23 protein-coding genes are annotated in these 19908 nt (G+C 56.3%); 6 read left to right on the top strand and 17 right to left on the bottom strand.

Annotation, left to right across the window (positions count from 1 at the left end):
• The first annotated feature begins 239 nt into the window (after window positions 1-239).
• Window positions 240-965: an MATE family efflux transporter gene (locus RWV98_RS02020; RefSeq protein ID WP_317863434.1), complete on the top strand. Its 726-nt coding sequence runs from the start codon at window positions 240-242 to the stop codon at window positions 963-965.
• Window positions 932-2245: a cytidylate kinase family protein gene (locus RWV98_RS02015; RefSeq protein ID WP_317863432.1), complete on the top strand. Its 1314-nt coding sequence runs from the start codon at window positions 932-934 to the stop codon at window positions 2243-2245. The genes RWV98_RS02020 and RWV98_RS02015 overlap by 34 nt, the downstream gene beginning before the upstream one ends.
• A gap of 462 nt (window positions 2246-2707) precedes the next feature.
• Here the strand turns inward: RWV98_RS02015 and RWV98_RS02010 are convergent, their stop codons facing one another.
• The 4 genes from RWV98_RS02010 to RWV98_RS01995 form a co-directional block, all read right to left on the bottom strand.
• Window positions 2708-3271, bottom strand: a complete 564-nt coding sequence (locus RWV98_RS02010; protein ID WP_317863430.1) for a hypothetical protein — start codon at window positions 3269-3271, stop codon at window positions 2708-2710.
• Window positions 3268-3756, bottom strand: a complete 489-nt coding sequence (locus tag RWV98_RS02005; RefSeq protein ID WP_317863429.1) for an RNA polymerase sigma factor — start codon at window positions 3754-3756, stop codon at window positions 3268-3270. Before RWV98_RS02005 ends, RWV98_RS02010 begins: the two co-directional genes overlap by 4 nt.
• Window positions 3757-4015: 259 nt before the next feature.
• Entirely contained in the window at window positions 4016-4327 is a 312-nt protein-coding gene (locus RWV98_RS02000; RefSeq protein WP_317863428.1) for a hypothetical protein, read from the bottom strand.
• 55 nt (window positions 4328-4382) lie between these two features.
• Window positions 4383-4871: a sigma-70 family RNA polymerase sigma factor gene (locus RWV98_RS01995; RefSeq protein ID WP_317863426.1), complete on the bottom strand. Its 489-nt coding sequence runs from the start codon at window positions 4869-4871 to the stop codon at window positions 4383-4385.
• 162 nt (window positions 4872-5033) lie between these two features.
• Here RWV98_RS01995 and RWV98_RS01990 point away from each other — a divergent pair, with 162 nt between their 5' ends.
• A complete protein-coding gene (locus tag RWV98_RS01990; RefSeq protein ID WP_317863425.1) occupies window positions 5034-5873 on the top strand; it encodes a Bax inhibitor-1/YccA family membrane protein in 840 nt (279 codons plus the stop codon).
• A 51-nt stretch (window positions 5874-5924) separates the two neighbouring features.
• On the opposite strand, the gene RWV98_RS01985 is transcribed toward RWV98_RS01990, so the two are convergent.
• The 9 genes from RWV98_RS01985 to RWV98_RS01945 all read right to left on the bottom strand — a co-directional run bounded on the left by RWV98_RS01985 (window position 5925) and on the right by RWV98_RS01945 (window position 13221).
• Entirely contained in the window at window positions 5925-6620 is a 696-nt protein-coding gene (locus tag RWV98_RS01985) for a hypothetical protein (RefSeq protein WP_317863423.1), read from the bottom strand.
• 70 nt (window positions 6621-6690) lie between these two features.
• Entirely contained in the window at window positions 6691-8379 is a 1689-nt protein-coding gene (locus RWV98_RS01980; RefSeq protein WP_317863422.1) for a stalk domain-containing protein, read from the bottom strand.
• 241 nt (window positions 8380-8620) lie between these two features.
• The gene (obgE, locus tag RWV98_RS01975; protein ID WP_317863420.1) at window positions 8621-9892 is read right to left on the bottom strand and encodes a GTPase ObgE; all 1272 of its coding nucleotides are present in this window, start codon (window positions 9890-9892) and stop codon (window positions 8621-8623) included.
• A gap of 97 nt (window positions 9893-9989) precedes the next feature.
• A complete protein-coding gene (gene rpmA / locus RWV98_RS01970) occupies window positions 9990-10268 on the bottom strand; it encodes a 50S ribosomal protein L27 (protein WP_317863418.1) in 279 nt (92 codons plus the stop codon).
• Window positions 10268-10597, bottom strand: a complete 330-nt coding sequence (locus RWV98_RS01965) for a ribosomal-processing cysteine protease Prp (RefSeq protein ID WP_317863416.1) — start codon at window positions 10595-10597, stop codon at window positions 10268-10270. Before RWV98_RS01965 ends, rpmA begins: the two co-directional genes overlap by 1 nt.
• A 4-nt stretch (window positions 10598-10601) precedes the next feature.
• Entirely contained in the window at window positions 10602-10913 is a 312-nt protein-coding gene (rplU, locus tag RWV98_RS01960) for a 50S ribosomal protein L21 (RefSeq protein WP_280963207.1), read from the bottom strand.
• A 123-nt stretch (window positions 10914-11036) separates the two neighbouring features.
• Entirely contained in the window at window positions 11037-11792 is a 756-nt protein-coding gene (locus tag RWV98_RS01955; protein WP_317863415.1) for a hypothetical protein, read from the bottom strand.
• Between the two features lie 67 nt (window positions 11793-11859).
• Window positions 11860-12534: a ribose-5-phosphate isomerase RpiA gene (rpiA, locus tag RWV98_RS01950; RefSeq protein WP_317863413.1), complete on the bottom strand. Its 675-nt coding sequence runs from the start codon at window positions 12532-12534 to the stop codon at window positions 11860-11862.
• A 498-nt stretch (window positions 12535-13032) separates the two neighbouring features.
• Window positions 13033-13221, bottom strand: a complete 189-nt coding sequence (locus RWV98_RS01945) for a helix-turn-helix domain-containing protein (RefSeq protein WP_280963212.1) — start codon at window positions 13219-13221, stop codon at window positions 13033-13035.
• A gap of 87 nt (window positions 13222-13308) precedes the next feature.
• Between RWV98_RS01945 and RWV98_RS01940 the strand changes: the two genes are divergently transcribed.
• Window positions 13309-13524, top strand: coding sequence for a hypothetical protein (locus RWV98_RS01940; RefSeq protein WP_317863412.1), 216 nt, complete (start codon window positions 13309-13311; stop codon window positions 13522-13524).
• On the opposite strand, the gene folD is transcribed toward RWV98_RS01940, so the two are convergent.
• Genes folD through yfmF form a run of 4 tightly spaced genes read right to left on the bottom strand, consistent with a single transcriptional unit; the run spans window position 13519 to window position 17898 of the window.
• A complete protein-coding gene (gene folD / locus RWV98_RS01935) occupies window positions 13519-14373 on the bottom strand; it encodes a bifunctional methylenetetrahydrofolate dehydrogenase/methenyltetrahydrofolate cyclohydrolase FolD (protein WP_280963198.1) in 855 nt (284 codons plus the stop codon). The two genes, RWV98_RS01940 and folD, sit on opposite strands and share 6 nt — an antisense overlap.
• Window positions 14370-15323, bottom strand: coding sequence for a prolipoprotein diacylglyceryl transferase (gene lgt, locus RWV98_RS01930; RefSeq protein WP_317863410.1), 954 nt, complete (start codon window positions 15321-15323; stop codon window positions 14370-14372). Before lgt ends, folD begins: the two co-directional genes overlap by 4 nt.
• A gap of 29 nt (window positions 15324-15352) precedes the next feature.
• Complete coding sequence (yfmH, locus tag RWV98_RS01925) at window positions 15353-16621, bottom strand: EF-P 5-aminopentanol modification-associated protein YfmH (protein WP_317863408.1); 1269 nt, start codon at window positions 16619-16621, stop codon at window positions 15353-15355.
• Window positions 16618-17898 (bottom strand): EF-P 5-aminopentanol modification-associated protein YfmF, encoded by a 1281-nt coding sequence (gene yfmF / locus RWV98_RS01920; protein ID WP_280963195.1) that lies wholly within the window; start codon window positions 17896-17898, stop codon window positions 16618-16620. The genes yfmH and yfmF overlap by 4 nt, the downstream gene beginning before the upstream one ends.
• Before the next feature lie 207 nt (window positions 17899-18105).
• Here yfmF and ylxM point away from each other — a divergent pair, with 207 nt between their 5' ends.
• Both ylxM and ffh read left to right on the top strand, forming a co-directional pair.
• Entirely contained in the window at window positions 18106-18471 is a 366-nt protein-coding gene (ylxM, locus tag RWV98_RS01915) for a YlxM family DNA-binding protein (protein ID WP_280963194.1), read from the top strand.
• 11 nt (window positions 18472-18482) lie between these two features.
• Window positions 18483-19844, top strand: coding sequence for a signal recognition particle protein (gene ffh, locus RWV98_RS01910; RefSeq protein ID WP_280963193.1), 1362 nt, complete (start codon window positions 18483-18485; stop codon window positions 19842-19844).
• The last annotated feature ends 64 nt before the right edge of the window (window positions 19845-19908 follow it).

Below are 19908 nucleotides of genomic sequence, written 5' to 3'. Positions count from 1 at the left end.
TCCTTAACTAAATGACATTGATCGATTGAGCGTATGCTGTTTATGTGTTTTTTCGCCTTAGGCGAAAAAGGTTTTCTTGACTTTTCAACTAAAAATATGATATTATGATCAAGTTGGACAGCTAAGCGCGTAGAATTCCGAACGAATTCTACGCGCTATTTTTTTGTCCTCCGCAGTTTTTAGGCAGCTTTTCTCTGATAAAGACTCCAAATCATACATTCTGTATTAGGAGGAGAATCATGGAACAAACAAAACAAAATCGAATGCTGGGTGAGGAAAAAATATCGAAACTTCTGGTTAAATTTTCGATTCCCTGTATCCTCTCACTGCTCATCAGCGCGCTTTATAACATCGTTGACCAGATTTTTGTCGGAAACAGCGCGTTGGGGTATCTTGGCAACGCGGCCACGGGTATTGTATTTCCTATCCTGATTATCGCGCAAGCCTTTGCGTGGTGTATTGGGGATGGCTGCGCCGCCTATCTCAGCATTTGTCAAGGGAAAAGAGATACACAAAATGCGCACCGTTGTATTGGAACCGGCATAACGGTCACGCTGATCCTCAGTATGATCATGCTGGCCCTCTGCGCGGTATGGAAAGAACCTCTGCTCCGGTTGTTCGGCGCGTCGGACCAGACGATCGGAATGGCAATGGAATACTTCACCATCGTGCTTTGCTTTTTTCCGGCTTTTATGCTGATGAATATGATGAACGCCGTCATTCGCGCGGATGGAAGTCCGGCGGTTTCCATGGCGTCCATGTCGCTAGGCGCGATTTTGAATATCATTCTTGACCCGGTCTTTATCTTCGGTCTGGACTGGGGGATCGCCGGTGCGGCATGGGCAACGGTGATCGGCCAGACGGTGTCGTTTCTCGTGAGCGTACTGTACTTTTTAGAACCAAGAGCTTTCGCTTGTCGAAGCAGAGCTTTGTGCCGCATTTCAAAATTTTTACCAACGCCTTGAAACTAGGCGCATCTTCTTTTATTACGCAAATGTCCATCGTCGTCATTTCCTTGGCCTGTAATATCATGCTTGCCAAATACGGCGCTCTGTCCATTTACGGGCAGGATATCCCGATCTCGGTCATCAGCATTGAAACCAAGGTGTTTACCATTGTCATCAACATCGTTGTCGGCATTGTCCTTGGCGGGCAGCCGATTTTAGGCTACAATTACGGCGCGAAAAAGTATGATCGCGTCAAGGAAACGTACCGCACGATTCTCATTGCAACGCTCGCGGTTGGCGCCGTGTCTACTTTGATTTTTGAAATCTGCCCGCAGGTTGTAATCCATATTTTCGGCTCCGGAAATGATGCGCTTTATCTGGATTACGCAACGCGCACGTTCCGCATTTTCCTGTCGCTCGTCATCTTTACCTGTGTGATCAAAATGTCCTCCATCTTCTTTCAGGCTGTGGGCAAACCTGTCATGGCGGTCATCGCGTCCCTGACCCGCGATATCGTCTGCTTTGTGCCGCTTGTGATTCTGATCCCCGCTTTTTTCGAGGGAAACCAACCCGGCAGCGGCATATATGCTATCCTATTTGCCGCGCCCGCCTCAGATATCGTTGGTATGATCGTTGCCGTGTGCTTGACGGTGCGCTATTTCAAAACAATGGAATCCCGCGAAGGCCGAGAGCCTGTCCCGGAAAGTACGGTGATCCGTCCATCGCAGAAAGGGGTCATTGTCACGATCGCCCGCGAGCATGGTTCCTGCGGCAAGAGAATCGCCCAACTGGTGGCGGACCGAATGGGTGTAGCCTGTTACTATAAGGAGATGACCGCGCTGGCCGCACAGCAAATCGGCTTAGACCGAAGCTTTGTATCGAATATCAATGAAAATGCGCCGGAACTGCTGCGCTCCCTGTACCTAAGTACGAATGTGGTTCAAAAAGCGATCATCGCGCAGGAACAGATCATCCGCAAGATTGCCGATAGCGGCTCGTGCGTGCTTGTGGGCCGCGCCGCAGACTACGTCTTAAGTGATTACCCCGATGTGGTTCGTATCTTCATCCACGCCCCCAAAGAATACCGCGTGAAAAAGGTGATGGAAATGTACGGCGACACGGAAGAAGCGGGGTGGAAAAGCATCGCACGTTCCGACGCGGCACGCGCTTCCTACTATAACAGTATTTCGGGCGGCGAATGGGGCGATCCTCACGGCTATCACCTCTGTATCGACAGCTCGTGCGGTGTGGAAGCCGCAGCCAGTACGATTTGTGATTATATCAAGCTGCGAAATTGATGCGACTTGGCCTTATTGCGTCAAGGCGTATTTGCTCACATCACCATACTGTTACAGATCGTGCTGGCTAGTCCACGGATTTTTAGAAAATCCCTATTTATGTGGGTTTGCGCGTTCTGCCTATGAAACGGTTTTCCACCTTATGAGGGGCAATCCGCTATACGGACATAAAAAAGACGCCGGGCTGCTGCATTTTTGCAGCAGCCCGGTTAGACTGTCAAAAAACTATTTTTGACAGTCTGTCGATCGAAACAAAGCCCCATTTCGATCGAGAATTCCGACTTCTGCGCGCGCCTTACAGGCACACTTGAAGCCGGTTTGTATAAAAAACCACGCACATGTCGCGGCTTTTTATGGATTTTGCCGCAAGCGGCAAAATCCTATTTTATGCGCGCTGCGGCGCGAAGGGGTTCTTTGACAAGCTGGCCGGGCTGCTGCATTTTTGCAGCAGCCCGGCTTTTTTTACTCCACGGCGTAGTTTTCCACCGTGCCCTTCACGGTCGCGGTCTTTTGCGTACCGTCGCCGTCCGCATAGGTGAAGGTATAGCCTTCGCCCAGCAAATCGGTCACATCGAGCGGCACGCGGTTCTGGATGCGGAGCACCAGCCGTCCATTCTGCGGCTCCAGCAGATAAGGCTCCTCCGAATCGTACGAGGCGGTAAAGTCTCCCGCCGTGCCGTCCAGCCAGCCGGGCACGGTCGCCGGGGGCACCTCGATGCTGGTGTGTTCGCCGTTCGCGCCGGTGACGATCACCGTTGCCGAACCATCGCCATGCAGCGTCATCAGCGCGTCGGCGTTGACGCGCTGGCCCTCAATGGTCAGCGAACGGCCCTGCCAAATGTACCCCACGGCCGCCGCGCCCGCCGCGGCGACCATCAGCATTGCCGCAGCGCACAGCACGGCGGCGCGGCGTGTCGCATGCTTAAGCACAGGGCGGCGCGCCGTTCCGGCCGCCCGCGTCAGCCGCGCGGTAAGCGCCAGCTTTTCCGCCTCGGTAAACCCGGCGCTCTGATCATATCCATTCATACAAAAGCTCCTTCCAGTCCGGTTTTCAACATGTCGCGCGCACGGTCGAGCCGTTTGCGCACGGCGGCGGGTGAAATGTGCAGAATGCAGGCGACCTCGTCCGCCGAATAGCCCGCCAAGTAATACAGGCGCACCGTGTCGCGGTAGCGCGGGGGCAGCTTTTCCACCTCGTCCCGCACTTCGGCGCGCGGCCCGCTTGCAGGCGCGGCAACGGTCTGCGCTTCCTCCAGCGGCGCGCGGCGGCTGTGGTGCGAAGCCCGCAGCAGGTTTTTGCAAGCGTTGCCCGCGGCGCGCAGCACCCACGCCTTTTCATGCTCCGCGTCGTGGAAGGTGCGGCGGGCGGTGAGCAGCTTCAGGAACAGTTCCTGACAAATATCCTGCGCATCCTGCCGGGACAACCCGCGCGCCAAACACAGGCGCAGAATACTATCGGCATAAGTACGGACAAAGCGTTCCGCGTCCGCTTCTCCGGTCCAATCATACATGCTCCCTCCTCCTTTCACCCTTAACACAAACGAGGACTGGCTTTTGTGACAACTTTATTTTACCGCAGAAAACATAAAAAAGGGCGCGTTGCAAAACAAAAGAATTTCCGTATGTCATTCTGAACGAAGTGAAGAATCTCGCGCGAACGCGCGGAATGAACGTGGAAGCCGCGCGTTCGCGCGAGATTCTACGTCGCTTTGCTCCTCAGAATGACAAGAATTTGGAACATTCTTTTATTTTGCAACGCGCCCTTTTTTGTTATTCGCCTACTTCAATACCCAGACGGGGCGCGGCGTCGCCGCCTTCTTTCGGGGTAAGGGTGGCGAGCTTGCCGCCTTCTTCTCCGGGGTAGGTGACGGTGATATCCGTGCCGTCGCTCGCCTTTGCCTTAAAGCTTGTCGAGCCGTCCGGATTGACGGTTTTTTCCTTGATGTCGCCCTTAATCGAAAAGGTGATATAATCAACCAGCGCGCCGTCGGTCGCCGCGTTGACCGCGCCCGCCGCCGTAGCCATGAGCGCCGCCGCCGCGACGCCGATCACCAGTCCCTTGCGCCAATGTTTGATACGCATGTTTTTTTCCTCCCGTATGCTTCTGCCGGAGGCATGCAAATGCGAAAAGGTGGCTTTATAAAGTTCCTTCATGATATTGACCCTCCAGCGTTTGTTTTAGTTTTTGTCTGGCCCGCATCAGCCGGGTCTGCACCGCGCTTTCGCGCAGGCCGAGCACTTCTGCGATCTCACGCACCGAATAATCCTCGTAATAGTATAGGTGGATGGGCACGCGGTATTTTTGCGGCAGCGCCATCACGGCGAAGAACAGGGCCGATTGCTCCGGGCTTTCAAACCCGAGCGTTGCGGCATAGTCCTCGATCGGCGCGGTATAGCGCCGCCATGGGGATACCAAATAGCGTTTGCACTCATTTACCGTTACACGAATGAGCCAGTTTCGGATATGCTGCTCGCTTTCAAAGCATTTATCTGATTTGTAGCACTTAATCAGTGCGATCTGCACCATATCGTCGGCGTCAGCCGCGTTTTTGGTATATTGAAACGCAATGGCAAACAGATTGTCCCGGTACTGCCGCACGATCGTTTCAAAGGCTTCGTCCTGCATTGTGCACCTCGTCTATGGGGTATTTTGAAAGGCCTTTCATCAGTAATACACTTCAAATGTTCAAAATATCACACGGAATTTTAATTTTTCTTTTCTTTTTTCCTTTTGATTGACAGGCTGCGACAGACAGCGCTACAATGAAACCATAAAGGAGGAGTAAAAATGGATACAATGGAAAAAGCAGCCCCTTCTCGGCGCGGCTCTCTGATGATGAATCCGATGATCCGGAAGCTTGATCGGGTGGAGGAACAGTCCCCCGAGCGGCCGGCGACCTATGGCGGAATTGCCGCAAAGACCCTGTTTTTCATGCTGGCGGCGGCGGCCGGCGTGGCGGGGTACTTCATTCTGCACGCGCTTTTGCCGGATGAGCAAGCGATCCAAGCGAGCGGCTACCATATCTACTTGATTGAAACGTTGGTGGCGATCATCGCGCTGGTCGTCTCGGTGTTTTCGCCGCTGCTCGCATTTGCGATTCGCCCGCTCGTTCCCATTCTGGGCCTGATCTACTGCCTGTCTACCGCCTACACCATTACTTGGCTGGGCGCGACCATGGGCGGCGAATACAGCGGGCTTATTTTTCTGGCGCTTGGCATCACGATCGTATTGGTCGCCGTCATGGCTTTCCTGTACGCAACCGGCAAGGTAAAGGTGGGGCATAAATTCCGTACCGTTGTCACCGCGCTGTTTATCACCGTGGCGTGCAGCGGCCTGATCGGCTTCGTGCTTTCGCTCATCCCCCCGCTGCGCGGCATCGTGCATTATGCGCAGAACGATCCGATCTTCAGCCTGATCGCGGGCGTAATCTACATCATCGTGGCGTGCGCCTTCCTGCTGGTCGACTTCGATACAATCCAGCGCGCGGTCGAGCGCGAACTGCCCAAGAAATACGAATGGGCCGCCGCGTTCGGCCTAGCCTATACGATCATCTTCCTGTTCCTAAAGATTTTCTTCCTGCTGGCCAACGCTAAACAGGGCAGCGGCAATTCTGCCGCCGCTTCTTGAATCTGCCGCAAAAAAGGGCGCGCCCGAAGGCGCGCCCTTTTTGCAGCGGATTCAGTCCCGCCATTCAAGCCGCTCGGACTCGGCATGGATATGAGCGTTCCACAGCAAACGAGAGCCGATCAGCCAGACGGCCGACAGCAGCACCGTACCCACACATACCTGATTATATATCCTTGGGAGCTTATCCGTAAAAAATACGATAGGGAGCAGGATGACTGCCAGCACCAAAACAACCACTACCGCGTTCCGTATGCGCGGATGCAGCGCAAACAGATCGGCAATGAGCATCATAAGCGTTGTGATCAGAGCCAAGCCGATCATCCACAGCATATATTCCAGCGCGCCGCGCGTCCAAAATTGCATGGAAAACCGCTCCGGAGCGCCCAAAGAATCCAGCAGTTCAAGGATAAACGGAATAATCGAGTAAACAAAAAACATTTTAGCCGTGTCAAATAGCGAATCCAGAAGCATTTCCCCGACCCGCGCACCCTGTCCTGTCAGAATCGATTCCAAAAACGCTTCCTCATCCGCTCGCCTGCCGGAGCAGGCACGGCCTTGGCTTTCCGCTTTGAGCGCCTTGCCGATCAGCTCTTTTTCAACACGGGCGCGCTCAAACTGGCCGACGCGCGCGGTCAACAGCCTGCGCATCAGTTTATCAATCCACCGGTTGCTGTCCTCGCTGAGAGACTCTCGGCGTAAACGGTTTTCCTTTTGCAGATATTCCAGCTCGTTATGAAAAAAGCCCATGCCGCTACGCCTCCCTTCTTCCCTGCGGATGCCGCTTCATTGTGCCAGAACAAAAACAGATATCCTCACGTTACCTTTCGATCTTTGCATCCTTTAAAATCTGTTCATAGCTCAGCCCCGGCACGGGAATTACCCCTTGCTCGAACATTTGATCGTCCAGAAAATCTCCCGGCTTATTATGATTTGCTTTCATATGGTCATAGTCCTTTTGCCTCACGCGCTCTTTTCCTTTGGATAAATCAACGCGGGCCCACCAATTATATCCGTCCAGATAGTTATCATAGGCTTCGTCCCAGTTTTTAAACTCGGCGCATATCTTCCGTGCAGCCGGTTCCGCCATCGCGCAGGCCTCCGCATACGTGAGATAGCCTGAAATATATCCCCACTGCACCAGATTACCGACACGGAACAGATCCCAGCACATGATCCCCCGGCTTCCCCATTTCTTCCCCAGCTCCTTGGTATAGGGGATCATATAGGCATCCATGCCGCCGCTCGACAGATACGCGTCATATTGTGCTTGCGATAGTCCATTGATATATGCAACATCGTTCAGGAACGCGTCATTGTGTCCGCTTTCCGTTAATGCGGCGATTTGATAGAGCAGGTCCTCGCGGTTATACACGCCCCAACTGCCGGAAAGCGTTTCTCTTGCGCGCACGGGCGCGGTATCAGAAAACGAGCCCACCGCCGTTGTCGAGCCAAATGTACCGCGTCGCAGACCGCCGAACTCATCCGGTGTGACGAACCAAGATATGTAATTAATCATGCTACCCATCGCGCGCGCCCATGCGTCTAAATTGGAATTTCCGACGACCGACTTATCCTCCAAAATGTTAATCAACTGCTTCGGCGCGCTGTATTCAACGACCTGCCCCAACAAACCTGCGACCGAGCGCAACGGAACAAAAGCTTTTCCATCACGCCTGAACGGAGCGACATCCAGTTTTACGGACTGCCCATTTTTATAAGCAGTCGTACTGCCAAGCGTGAGTTTGATCTCGTCCTGTACGTGGTGCACGGTGACCGTTGTATCTTTCCCGTCCCATTCCGAACCGCAGCCCATGTGCTCCGTAAAGTAACCGAGCGGGATCAAAACACGTCCTTCTATTTCGACAATGTCGGTTTTTTCATAGGAATACGGCAGGATCCAGTGACCATCGATCGCGACATAGGTAAGCGACCGGCAAATTTGTTCCCGGCGCGGATATAAATCGTAGAGCGGTGTGTCGAAGAAACCGTCCATTGTAAACTCCGGATAAGACATCACGTCTTCCAAATGGTTATAGCAGACGGTCTCCTGTTTATAATAGATCGTACCCATACGCGCATACCACAGCGCAGCGGCATACGGCGAGGGGTCCATGCCGCTGCTTCGACGGTACGCATTTTCAAATTGCGTAAAACCGCAATTTGCAACGATAGAATCTGCACGGTTCAAAAAATATTTAAAATTGATCAGTCCCAGTTCAAATTGTACGCCGGGGTCATCCTCAAATGTCTTGGACAGCTCAGTAAATTTTTCATGCAGCGCCTCGGTATGATCCTTGCTGCCGGAAGCCGCATCCTTCCGCAGGCTGATGATCTGATCCCAGATATCGGCATCATACGCCGCGGAATTTGGGAAAACCGTATAATCATACGCGGCACACCACGGCGGCGGCTCAGGCTCGGATTTTCCTGCCGCGAACGCCGGAAGGAATGCGGTCAGCACCGTACAGCAAAGCAACATAGCCACTATTTTTTTGATCCTTGCCATCAAAACACATCCCCTTATACAAAATGCTATATTACCTCTTCATCATAGCATGTCTCATAGGTACTGTCATGAAGCATTTTGTTAAAAAGAGGTCCTTTGTTTTATCTATTTTAACCAATCCGCGTGTAAAAACCGTTTTATTAAGATACCACACAGTAGCAGCTTGCCAAAGCATGTTTGTTCCAAAAACAGCAAAACAACCGCCCTTACCGAGAGTATCCGGTAAGGGCGGTTGCGCTTTTTAATAGACGTACTCAAATTCCATATCGCCAATGACGACGAAATCGCCTTCCTTAACGCCCATTGCTTCGAGCTTTTCATATACGCCCGCGTTTTTGAGCATGCGGTCCATATACTGGCGGGATTCGTAATCATCCGTGTTGACGGAGGCCATGATCTTGTCGACCCACGCGCCGGATACCACATAGTAATCCTCCACCTGCTCGACGGTCCAGTCGCGCTCGGATACCGTTTCCTCCTCCGGCACGAATTCAGGCTCGTAGCGGAATACAGGCGGCAGCTCGCGAAGCTCGTCCCACGTCAGGCGCATCAGTTCGGTCACGCCCTGACTCGTCGCGGCCGACATTTCGGCAAACTTCAGCCCATGTTCCTCGGCATAGGCGCGCAGCCGGTCGACCGGCGCGCGGTCCTCCCCTAACAAATCGACCTTGTTCGCGACTAATATCTGCGGCCGCGCGGCGAGAAACTCGCTGTAACCCGCAAGTTCCTGATTGATCTTTTCGATATCGTCCAGCGGGTCGCGGCCTTCGCTGCCCGCTACGTCAACCACGTGCAGCAGCAGGCGGCACCGATCGATATGACGGAGAAAATCGTGGCCAAGGCCCGCGCCTTCCGCCGCGCCTTCGATGATGCCGGGGATATCGGCCATGACAAAGGACTGCTCCTCGCCAACCGATACCACGCCCAGATTGGGCACAAGCGTGGTGAAATGATAGTTCGCGATCTTGGGTCTTGCCGCGGAAACCATGGAAAGCAGCGTCGATTTGCCGACATTCGGGAAGCCGATCAGGCCCACATCCGCCAAAAGCTTGAGCTCTAAGATCACATCCAGCTCCACACCCGGCTGACCGGGCTTGGCGAAACGCGGCGCCTGCCGCGTCGGCGTGGAAAAGTGGGTGTTGCCCCAGCCGCCGTTGCCGCCCTTCGCGGCGACGTACGGCTCGTCATCCGACAGATCGCAGATTACCTGCCCGGTTTTCTGATCGCGCAGCAGCGTGCCGCGCGGCACACGGATCACAAGGCTTTCGCCGTCCTTGCCCTTGCAGCGCTTGCCGCCGCCGTTTTCGCCCGTCGCCGCCACGTATTTCTTCTTATAGCGGAAATCCAGCAGCGTGGAAAGGTTATCGTCCACCTGAAAAATCACGCTGCCGCCGCGGCCGCCGTCGCCGCCGTCCGGTCCGCCGGATGCGACATACTTTTCACGGTGAAAGCTTACTTTGCCATCCCCGCCCTTACCGGAAACGATCTTGATCTTTGCTACATCAATAAACATATTTTCCCTCCTTCGGGGGGCTAAAACAAAATCCCAGACCATTAGTCTGGGATTTCATGATCTTTTTCATACGCGCGAAACGCACGTATTTTAATTGTTACTGCGGGTAAACGGAAACCTTCTTGCGGTCCTTGCCCAGTCGTTCAAAACGAACAACGCCGTCTACCTTGGCAAACAGGGTATCGTCGGAACCACGGCCAACGTTGGTACCCGGATGGATCTTCGTGCCACGCTGGCGAACGAGGATATTGCCCGCCGGAACGGTTTGGCCATCCGCGCGCTTGACGCCAAGGCGCTTGGCCTCGGAATCACGGCCGTTCTTGGTCGAGCCAACGCCCTTTTTATGAGCGAAAAACTGTAAACTGATCTTCAGCATTATTCTTGCACCTCCATTACGCTTAAAAACTCTGAATAATTCTGGGTCAGCTCGGTAAAATGCATACGAAGCGCCTGCAAACCGTCCTGTCCGCGTTTGCCATCCTCGCCTTCCGGCAGGGTGATGCGGATATGCGCGCCCTCGTCCTCAATCAGAGTATCGACGGGGATGTGCTGAACGTCAAATAGCAGGGCGTGCGTAAGCATCACCGCGCTTGAGATCGCCGCGCAAACGATGTCCTCTCCGGCTTCCGCGTAGTCCGCGTGACCGAGGATGTCCACCGATCGGATCGACTGATCGGGCGAAATTTGAAAGGTAACGCGTGTCACGGCCTTAGGCCTTGATCGCGCCGATGGTTACCTTGGTGTAAGGCTGTCTGTGGCCCTGACGGCGACGGTAGCCCTTCTTCGGCTTCATCTTGAAGATGTTGATCTTCTTCGCCTTGCCGGTCTTTTCGACCGTGCCGGAAACGGTTGCGCCGGCAACGAAAGGCGCGCCGACGGTCAGGCTGTCGCCTTCCCCTACGGCCAGAACTTCGTCAAAAGTAATGGTGGAGCCGTCCTCGGCACAGAGCTTCTCAACGTAGATCACGTCGCCCTCGGTTACCTTATACTGCTTGCCACCGGTCTTCAGAATTGCGTACATGGGTTTTCCCTCTCTTTCATTATAGAGTCACGCTTGGCGCGGCGGCGGCCCGTTTGGGACGCACTTAACCAAAGCCATCGCACAATGCGGCTTTTAATAGGATAACACGGTTTGTTTGCGCTGTCAAGCACTTTTATTGAACACAGAAGCGACAAAAGCGCTGAAACCCGCGGGCAGGTCGTACTCCGGCCCGGTCGCGGAACGGTCGGTGCTGACAAAGCCGTGATCGCTCGCGTTCATGCCGATCACCTTGTCGCTGTACAGCACCCAGTAGGTCCAATCAGCCGCCGCGCCGGACGCGGCCTGCTTGTAGCCGTCCGCGTTGTCGCGGAACGCATTGAGCTTGTCCGTCAGATAACCCTCCGGCACCTTGAGGTACTGGTAGCCCGAACCCGTGTTGGAAACGATATAAACACCCTCCGTCAACTGCGGGATCAGGTCCGGCAGGCTTTGCGTGTTCGCGGTCGTCGGATCGGGCACAGACTTCATCACGCCGCTCAGCATGGTCTGATTCTCCTGCGTCAGCGTACCCACCTGCTGCGTCAGCGCGGTTTTTTCATCGCCCAGCTTGGTCAGTTCTTCCTGCAAGCCCTTGGCTTTTCCCCGCTGCCCCATGAACAGCGCGAAAAATAAAACCGCCAGCACAAAACACACCAGCACTGCGATGCAAAGCGCCATGCGATAATTGAGCTTTATCTTTTTCGGCGGCCGCCTGCTGCTATGCGACCGCGACCGCTGCCGGCTTTGCGCCGTCCTGCGGCGTTCCTCCGCCGGCGCCGGGCTGTCCTCGTGCGCCTCCGTCCAAAGGCTGTCCTCCGTCGCCCGTCCTATTTCTCCCGTTGTCCAAAGGTCTTCCTCTGGTATCCGTCCGTCTTCCACGCATACACCTCCCGGATAGTGTATCAGCCGCAACCGATCGGCTGCGGCTGATCTTGCTTTACCTGTTTTACTTTGCGGGGTTCTCGATCACCTTTACGCCGTCCTTCGTGCCAACGACCATGCGCTTGCACATATTCAGGAACAGGCCGTGCTCCAGCACGCCCACGATGGTGCCAAGCTTTTGGCGGACATCTTCGATATCGAAGCCCGCGCCAAGATGCAGATCGGCGATAAAGTTGCCGTTATCGGTAACAAAGGTGCGTCCTTCCTTGACGCGCAGCACCGGATGGAAGCCGAACTCCTCCATCTTCTTCATGGCCTGCTTGGAGCCGTACTGTGCGATTTCAACCGGCAGATGGAACGCGCCGATCTGATCAACGAGTTTGGATTCGTCCATGATCCAGATCACCTCGTCCGCCAGCGTCGCCACGACCTTTTCGCGGTACAAAGCGCCGCCGCCGCCCTTGATGGCGCTGAACTGCGGGTCGATCTCGTCCACGCCGTCGATCGCCAGATCGATATGCTCGACCTCGTCGATGGTCAGCAGCGGGATACCGAGTTCGCAGGCCTGCGCTTCGGTGGCCTTGGAGGTCGGGATCGCCTTTAGCTTCATGCCGTTTTTAACCAATTCGCCCACCGCGTTGACGAGGTGGAACGCGGTAGAGCCGGTACCCAGACCAAGCACCATGCCGTCCTTTACATATTCGGCGGCTTTGTCGCCCGCCATTTTCTTCATATCCATAACACATTGTCCTCCCCTGAAGTTGGTACTTCCATTATAAGTGCAACCACGCAAAAGGTCAATCCTTTCTCAGCGGTTCTCCCCCGTATGGGCGGTCTCAAAATGGTAACGGCGGCTCGGCGCGCAAAGAAAAAACCGCCCCGCCCGTGTCAGGACGAAGCGGTTACCCATGGCGGCTTTGCTGTAAGGCGGCGGGGTGGGGTCACCAATGTCATAAAGATAAGAATAGCTGACTCCTATACGGCATAGCGCAGCCCTTTGGCCTTCCCCCGACGAGGGGAAGGTGGCGCGCGCTGCAGGCGCGTGACGAAAGGGGGGCTTAACGAATGGCGCATTTAAAGGTTACTGCGCACATCAATGCCAATGGTTCTTACGCCCCCCTTCAGACCCGCGCTTTGCGCGGCCCAGCTTCCCCTCGCCGGGGAAGCCCAAAGGGCGTTTGCTACCCAGTTAGCACTTTCTCACTCCTAACTGAATGACATTGGTGGGGTCGCCCCCCTACTTAAGGCCGAGGATTTCATCGGCGGATAGATCGAGCAGCTTGCAAATCTGAATCAACATATCAACAGTCAGCTTGCGTCTATGCATCTCGTAATGTCCATATGTAGTCGTACCCATACCCAGCATTGTACTAAACTGCCGTTGGGAAATACCTTTTTGTTCTCGCGTTTTACGAATGATCTCCATATAATCCATAAAATTAGCCTCAGCATGTTGACTCTAATTTAGAGTCATGTTACAATAACTTTAAATTAGAGCCAAGGAGTGATTTTTATGTACTCATTTTTCAGCCGCTATTACTCATCCGTTCATCAAGTCAAAGATCCGAGCGAATGGCTGGCGCTGTGCGCCTGCGAAGCGGACCGCCACAGGATGCTGGATCTGATCGACAAGGACAACGCCCGCATACGGGGCGAAGCAAGGCAGTGCTTTTTGGACGGTATACAGCTTGGCGCGCTGATCCGCTGTCAGGAGCCGGACGGGCTATGACAGCCCGTGCAGCACCTTCGCGGCCCTCAGTGTGTTTTTCATCAGCATCGTGATGGTCATGGGGCCGACGCCGCCGGGAACCGGCGTCATGAACGCCGCTTTTTCAAACACGGCGGGGTCCACGTCGCCGCAGACCTTGCCTTCGGCATTGCGGTTCATGCCCACATCGATCACCGTCGCGCCTTCCTTAACCATATCCGGCGTGACGAACGCGGCCTTGCCCACGGCGGCGACCAGTATGTCCGCGCGGCGGCAAACCTCCGCCAAGTCCTTGGTGCGGCTGTGGCAGACGGTCACCGTGCCGTGCTTGTGCAGCAGCAGCATGCTCATCGGCTTGCCGACGATATTCGACCGGCCAACCACCACGCATTCCTTGCCCTTGGGATCGACGCCGTACTCAGCGAGCAGCTCCATCACACCGGCCGGGGTGCAGGGCACAAAATCAAAATTGCCCACCATGATTTTGCCCACGTTGACCGGGTGGAACGCGTCGACGTCCTTGCGCGGGTCGATCGCGTCGATCACCGCCTGCTCCGAAATGTGCTTCGGCACCGGCATTTGGCACAGAATGCCCGAAATCTGCGGGCTTTCATTTAACTGGGCGATCAGGCCCAGCAGTTCGTCCTGTGTGGTCTCCTCGGGCAGCGCGTATTTTTCGCTGTAAAAGCCGCATTCCGCGCAGGCCTTTTCCTTATTGCGCACATAAATCTCGCTCGCGGGGTCGTTGCCGACGATGATGACCGCCAGCCCGGGCGTTACGCCCTTTTGCTTCAGCGCCTCGGTCTCCGCCAAGATCTGGCCGCGCACCTTTGCGGAAAGCGCCTTGCCGTCCATTTTTACTGCACTCATTTGTCGTTGTCCTCCTTCGGCGTCGGTTTTGGGTCGGGCTCGCCCGCGGGCGAGGGGGCTTGCTTGGGCAGGGGCGCGGCCTCATTTTCGGGCGTGGGCTCCGCCTTTGCGGCCGCCGGGGCGGCAGGCGCGGGGCCTGCCGCGGGCACGGGCGGCTGATAAAACGCTTTTGCTACCTTAATGCGGCTATACTGCCGCACCAGCACGAATATAGCAATCAAACTGCTGACAATCGCCAGCACCTGCGACACGCGCAGGTCGCCAAGGTACAGGCTATCCGTTCTAAGGCCTTCGATCCACGCGCGGCCCAGACCGTACCACATCACATAAAGCAGCGCGATTTCCCCCGGGAACTTACGCTTTTTCGAGTAGAAATGCAGCACGATAAAGCCGAGCAGGTTCCAGAACGATTCATAGAAAAAGGTCGGGTGCACGGGCGCAGCGCCGTCGATCGACATGCCCCACGGCAGGTTTGTCGGCCCGCCGTGCGCTTCGGCGTTGACGAAATTGCCCCAGCGGCCAATGCATTGGCCGATCAGCAAACCGAGCGCCGCCATGTCGCACAGGCCGGTAAAGGATATCTTTTTAAACCGGCTGTAGGCAAACAGGCCGATCAAAATACCGATCACCGAGCCGTAAACCGCGATGCCGCCGTTCCGGATGTTGATGATCTCGCTCAAATGGTTTTTATAATAATCCCATTCAAACGCCACAAAGTAGATGCGCGCGCAGACGATGCCCGCGGGCACGCAGATAAGCAGGCAATCGATCAGGTTGTCCGACGTATAGCCGAATTGCTTGGCGCGCGCGTTCAAATACATTGCGCCCAGCAAAAAGCCGATGCAGATGATGATACCGTACCAATAGATCGGCTTACCGAATACCGTAAAGGCCACCCGGTTGAGATCGAAAGCGATCCCCAAGCCGGGAAATGAGATAGCGTGTTCCATGAATGTCTTCCTTTTCTTTTTGTCTGGGCTTATGCTTCCGCCGGTTCCACGACCGACATGGAGGAATGGTCGTTCCGCGCCCAGCGGGCCACCATCGTCTGGATATCGGACGCTTCAATGGTATCGAACAACGCGGCAAAGTCGAGATAATCCTCGCCGCCGAACATCGCGCCGACCTGCATGCGGGCCAGCTCCTCCGGATCGTCCAGCACGCGCAGGTGCAGGCCGTAAACGGCTTTTTTCATCCGCTCGAACAGCGGTTTGTCCACGCCCTCGCGGGCAATGCGGCGCACCTCCGCTTCGATCGCCGCGCGGGCCGCTCCCGGGTCGCGGCTTTCGCCGCCCATGAGCGCGACCGCGCCCTCGGGAATCAGCGAATACTCGGTCTCAAAGTAGCGGTTGATCAGGCGCTTTGCGTACAGGTCGCTGTAAAGCGGCGCGGTATCGCCGCACAGCACGCGCACGGCCAGTTCGCCAAGCAGCGCGCGGCGCAGCTTGCTTTCGCCGGGCGCGAGTGGTTCATCCTTAAAGCCAAGCAAAAACTGCGGCTGGGAAACCTGCATTTTGCGGGTGACTAGGCTTTTTGCGACGGTATCGCGCCGTTCGCCGTAATGCCGCTCACCGATGCGGGTGGGCACGCGGGGCGACAGACGCTCCGCCGCGCGGCAAACCTGTTCAAAATCCGCCGCGCCGCAAACGACCAGCGCCATATTGGACGGGCTGTAAAACGCTTTATGACAGGTAAACAGAAGTTCCGGCGTGATATGCGAAATGCTTTCCACGCTGCCCGCGATGGAAACGCGGACCGGATGCTCGTGGAACAGCCCCTCGAACAGGCCGACATAGGCCTGCCAGCCGGGCGTGTCCTCCATCATGCCGATCTCCTGCCCGATGATGCCGCGTTCCTTTTCGACGTTCTCCTCGGTAAAATAAGGGGTGAACACGAAGGAGAGCAGGATATCAAGGTTTTGCTCAAACCGCTCGGTGCAGGAGAAATGGTAGGCGGTCATGGTCTGGCTGGTGAATGCGTTCGGGCTCGCGCCCGTGACAGAGAACTTTTGCAGGGCGTTGCCGTCCTTGTCCTCAAACATTTTATGCTCTAAAAAGTGGGCCACGCCGGCGGGCGTGTCATAGCGCGTGCCGTCCAGCGTAAAGGACGCGTCCACCGAACCGAAATCGGTCGCGAGCACGGCAAAGGTCTTTGAAAACCCTTCCTTTGGAATATAGGCGATGCGCAGGCCGTTTTCCAGCGTGCGGCATTCGATCTTTTCGTGCAGCAATGCGTACTGCTTGCTCATCCTGCCACCCCCTTCATAAAGTACACGGTATCGAGCTGCGTGGCCTGCGCCGCCGCGACGATCTCGTCGCGCGTGACGGTGTCCAGACGGCCGATGCGTTCCTCGGGCGCAAGCATGGTGCCCGCCACGGCCTGCTGCAGCCAATAGCGTTCCAGCTGTATGGGTTCGTCCAGCATGGCGCGCCACGCGCCCGCAAGGGTCTTGCGGGCGGAATCGATCTCCGCGTCCGTGATGTCGCCTTCGCGGCAAAGCGTCAGCTGGCGCAGGATCTCGTCTCGCGCTACCTCAAACTTATCGTTTTCAATGCCGGAGTTGACCAGCATCACGCCCTTCAGGCTGGCAAACTGCGCGCTCGCATAGTAGCAGAGCGAAAGCTTTTCGCGCACGTTCAAAAACAGCTTGGAGCTGGTCGAACCGCCGTAAAGCGTTTGGAACATCCAGTACACGACCGGATCGCCGCCCAGCAGGCTCGCGCCGCCCGTGCGGAAGCCTAGGGAAAGCTTGCCCTGTGTGACCGGCTGTTCCTCCACAACTTCGCGGGCTTCGCCCTGCGGCGCGGCGATCACCTTAGTCTCGGGCACGTAAAAGCTCTGCTCGCGCCGGTGCGGCAGCGCTTTTGCAAAAAGCGCTTCGACCACGTCCGGCTGCATGGTGCCGCAGTAGAACAGTTCGATCCGGGCCTCGCTCAGCGCGCGCTGATAGGCCGCGTACAGCTTGGTCTCCGTGATGCGGTCGGCCTGCTCGGCCGTGCCGAGGGCGGACTGCCCGTAAGCTTCGTCCGCGCACATTAGCTCGGTCAACCGCTTCGGCGCGTACGAACGCGGGTCGTTCTTCTGCGCCGCGATGCGGTCCTTCAAGTTGTCCCGCTCGCCCGCGGTATAGTCCGCGTCAAACGCGCCATCCTTAATATAAGGATCATACAGCAGCTCGGTCAGCAGGTCGATGGCCTTGCCAGTCAGCCCGTCCGCGCCCTTCGCGTACGCCTCGTCGATCACATCGGACAAAAAGCCGACGACCAGCGTTTCGCCTTCCTTGCGCACGGTCGCTTCGATGCGCGCGCCGTACAGCTCGTCCAGCGCCTGCCCAAGCTGGCGCAGGTCGGTCAGCCGCTTCGTGCCGCGCCGCAGCACGTGCGGCAGCACCGCGCGGAGCGCCGCGTCCGGCCCGCCGAGGGGCAGCAGCAGCGCCGCCCGGATGACAGACCGTTTGAACTTGGGCGTGGTCACGCAGGTAAGGCTTACCCCGGCGCCCAATTTTTTTCTCGTCACCTGTTGCATAATTTGCCTCGCTTCCGGAGAAATTTTTCCATGTGAAATATTATATCATTAAATGAATAAGCGCGCAATCTTTTCGGTGTGTTCACTAAAACTACAAAGTTTCACGCCTGTACAGTAATTTTCCCTTGACAAGGGGCAAATTATACGGTATGATAATCACGTTCGATGTAAAGGCAATTCGCTTTACACACATAAGGAGGCCGGGCCATGAAGGGCAAACCGCTGGAAATGAGCCTGCTGTACGATTTTTACGGCGACATGCTCACCGGCAAGCAGCGCGAGCTGTTCGACCTCTATTATAACGAAGATTTATCCCTGACCGAGATCGCCGAGCATGCGGGCATCACCCGCCAAGGCGTGCGGGACGCGGTAAAACGCGCCGAGCACACGCTTGCCGAAACCGAACGGCGGCTTGGTCTGGTCGCCCGCTACGGCGATACCGAGCGGCGCGCCGCCGCGCTGCGGCACGAGGCCGCGGCACTGACGGAACTTAACCAAAACCAGCTGCACAGCGAAGCGCTCGGCGAGATCGCCGCCCGTCTGACGCAGCTGATCGACGAGCTTTCGACTTAAAGGAGGCTTCTATGGCTTTTGAAGGCCTGACCGAAAAAATATCCTCCGCTTTTAAGCACCTGAAAAGCAAGGGCCGCCTGACCGAGGCGGACGTGAAAGAGGCCATGCGCGAGATTCGTCTCGCCCTGCTCGAGGCCGACGTCAACTTTAAGGTCGCGAAGGATTTCATCAAAGCGGTCACCGAAAAGGCGACCGACGCCGAGATACTGGAAAGCCTTTCCCCTGCGCAGCAGGTCATCAAGATCGTCAATGAAGAGCTGACCGCGTTGCTCGGCGGGCAAAACACCCGCCTCACCATATCGCCCAACCCGCCCACCATCGTGATGATGGCCGGCTTACAGGGCGCTGGCAAGACCACCAACTGCGCCAAACTTGCGGGCCTGCTGCGCAAGCAGCAGCAGCGCCGCCCGCTTCTCGTCGCGTGCGACGTATACCGCCCCGCCGCGATCGAACAGCTCAAGGTCGTGGGCCGTCAGCTCGATATCACCGTGTTTGACGAAGGGCAAGGCGACCCGGTCGAAATCGCCAAGCACGGCATCGATTTTGCCAAGAAAAACGGCTACGACCTTGTTTTTCTCGATACCGCGGGCCGCCTGCACATCGATGAAAAGCTGATGGACGAGCTGAAGAACATCAAAGCCACTGTCAAGCCGACCGAGATCATCCTCGTCGTCGACGCGATGACCGGTCAGGACGCGGTCACCGTATCTCAAACGTTCAACGAAGCGCTTGGCGTGGACGGTGTGCTGATGAGCAAAATGGACGGCGACGCGCGCGGCGGCGCCGCGCTTTCGGTAAAAGCCGTCACCGGCAAGCCGATCAAATTTATCGGCACGGGCGAGAAGCTTTCGGATATCGAGCCGTTCCACCCGGACCGCATGGCGTCCCGTATCCTCGGCATGGGCGACGTGCTCACGCTGATCGAAAAAGCGCAGCAGACCTTCGACCAGAAGCAGGCGGCAGAGACCGCCCGCAAAATGGCCACCGGCCGCCTGACGCTGACCGACTTTTTAAGCCAGCTGCAACAGATGAAAAATATGGGCTCGATGGAGGAAATGCTCGGCATGCTGCCGGGCGTGGACGCAAAAGCCCTCGCCGGCGCACAGATCGACGAAAAGCAGATGGCCCGCACCGAGGCTATCATCCAATCCATGACCCCCAAGGAGAGGGATAATCCCTCGGTTATCAACTTTTCGCGCAAAAAACGCATTGCGAAGGGCTGCGGCCAAACCGTGGAGGAAGTCAACAAGCTTCTCAAGCAGTTTGAAGCCATGCAAAAGATGACCCGCCAGCTTACCGGCATGGCGCGCGGCAAGGGCAAGAAAAAGCGCCGCGGCTTTGGGGGCTTCGGCGGCATGAAGCTACCGTTCTAACGTATCCTGTCATCCTGAGCGCAGCGAGGGATCTCGCGCGAACGCGCGAAACCTTACGGCCCCG

It is taken from the genome of Agathobaculum sp. NTUH-O15-33 (genome assembly GCF_033193315.1).
GTDB classification, from domain to species: domain Bacteria; phylum Bacillota; class Clostridia; order Oscillospirales; family Butyricicoccaceae; genus Agathobaculum; species Agathobaculum faecihominis_A.
The sequence above is the reverse complement of the archived record's forward strand: the minus strand, read 5'-3'. Positions and strand labels throughout refer to the sequence as shown.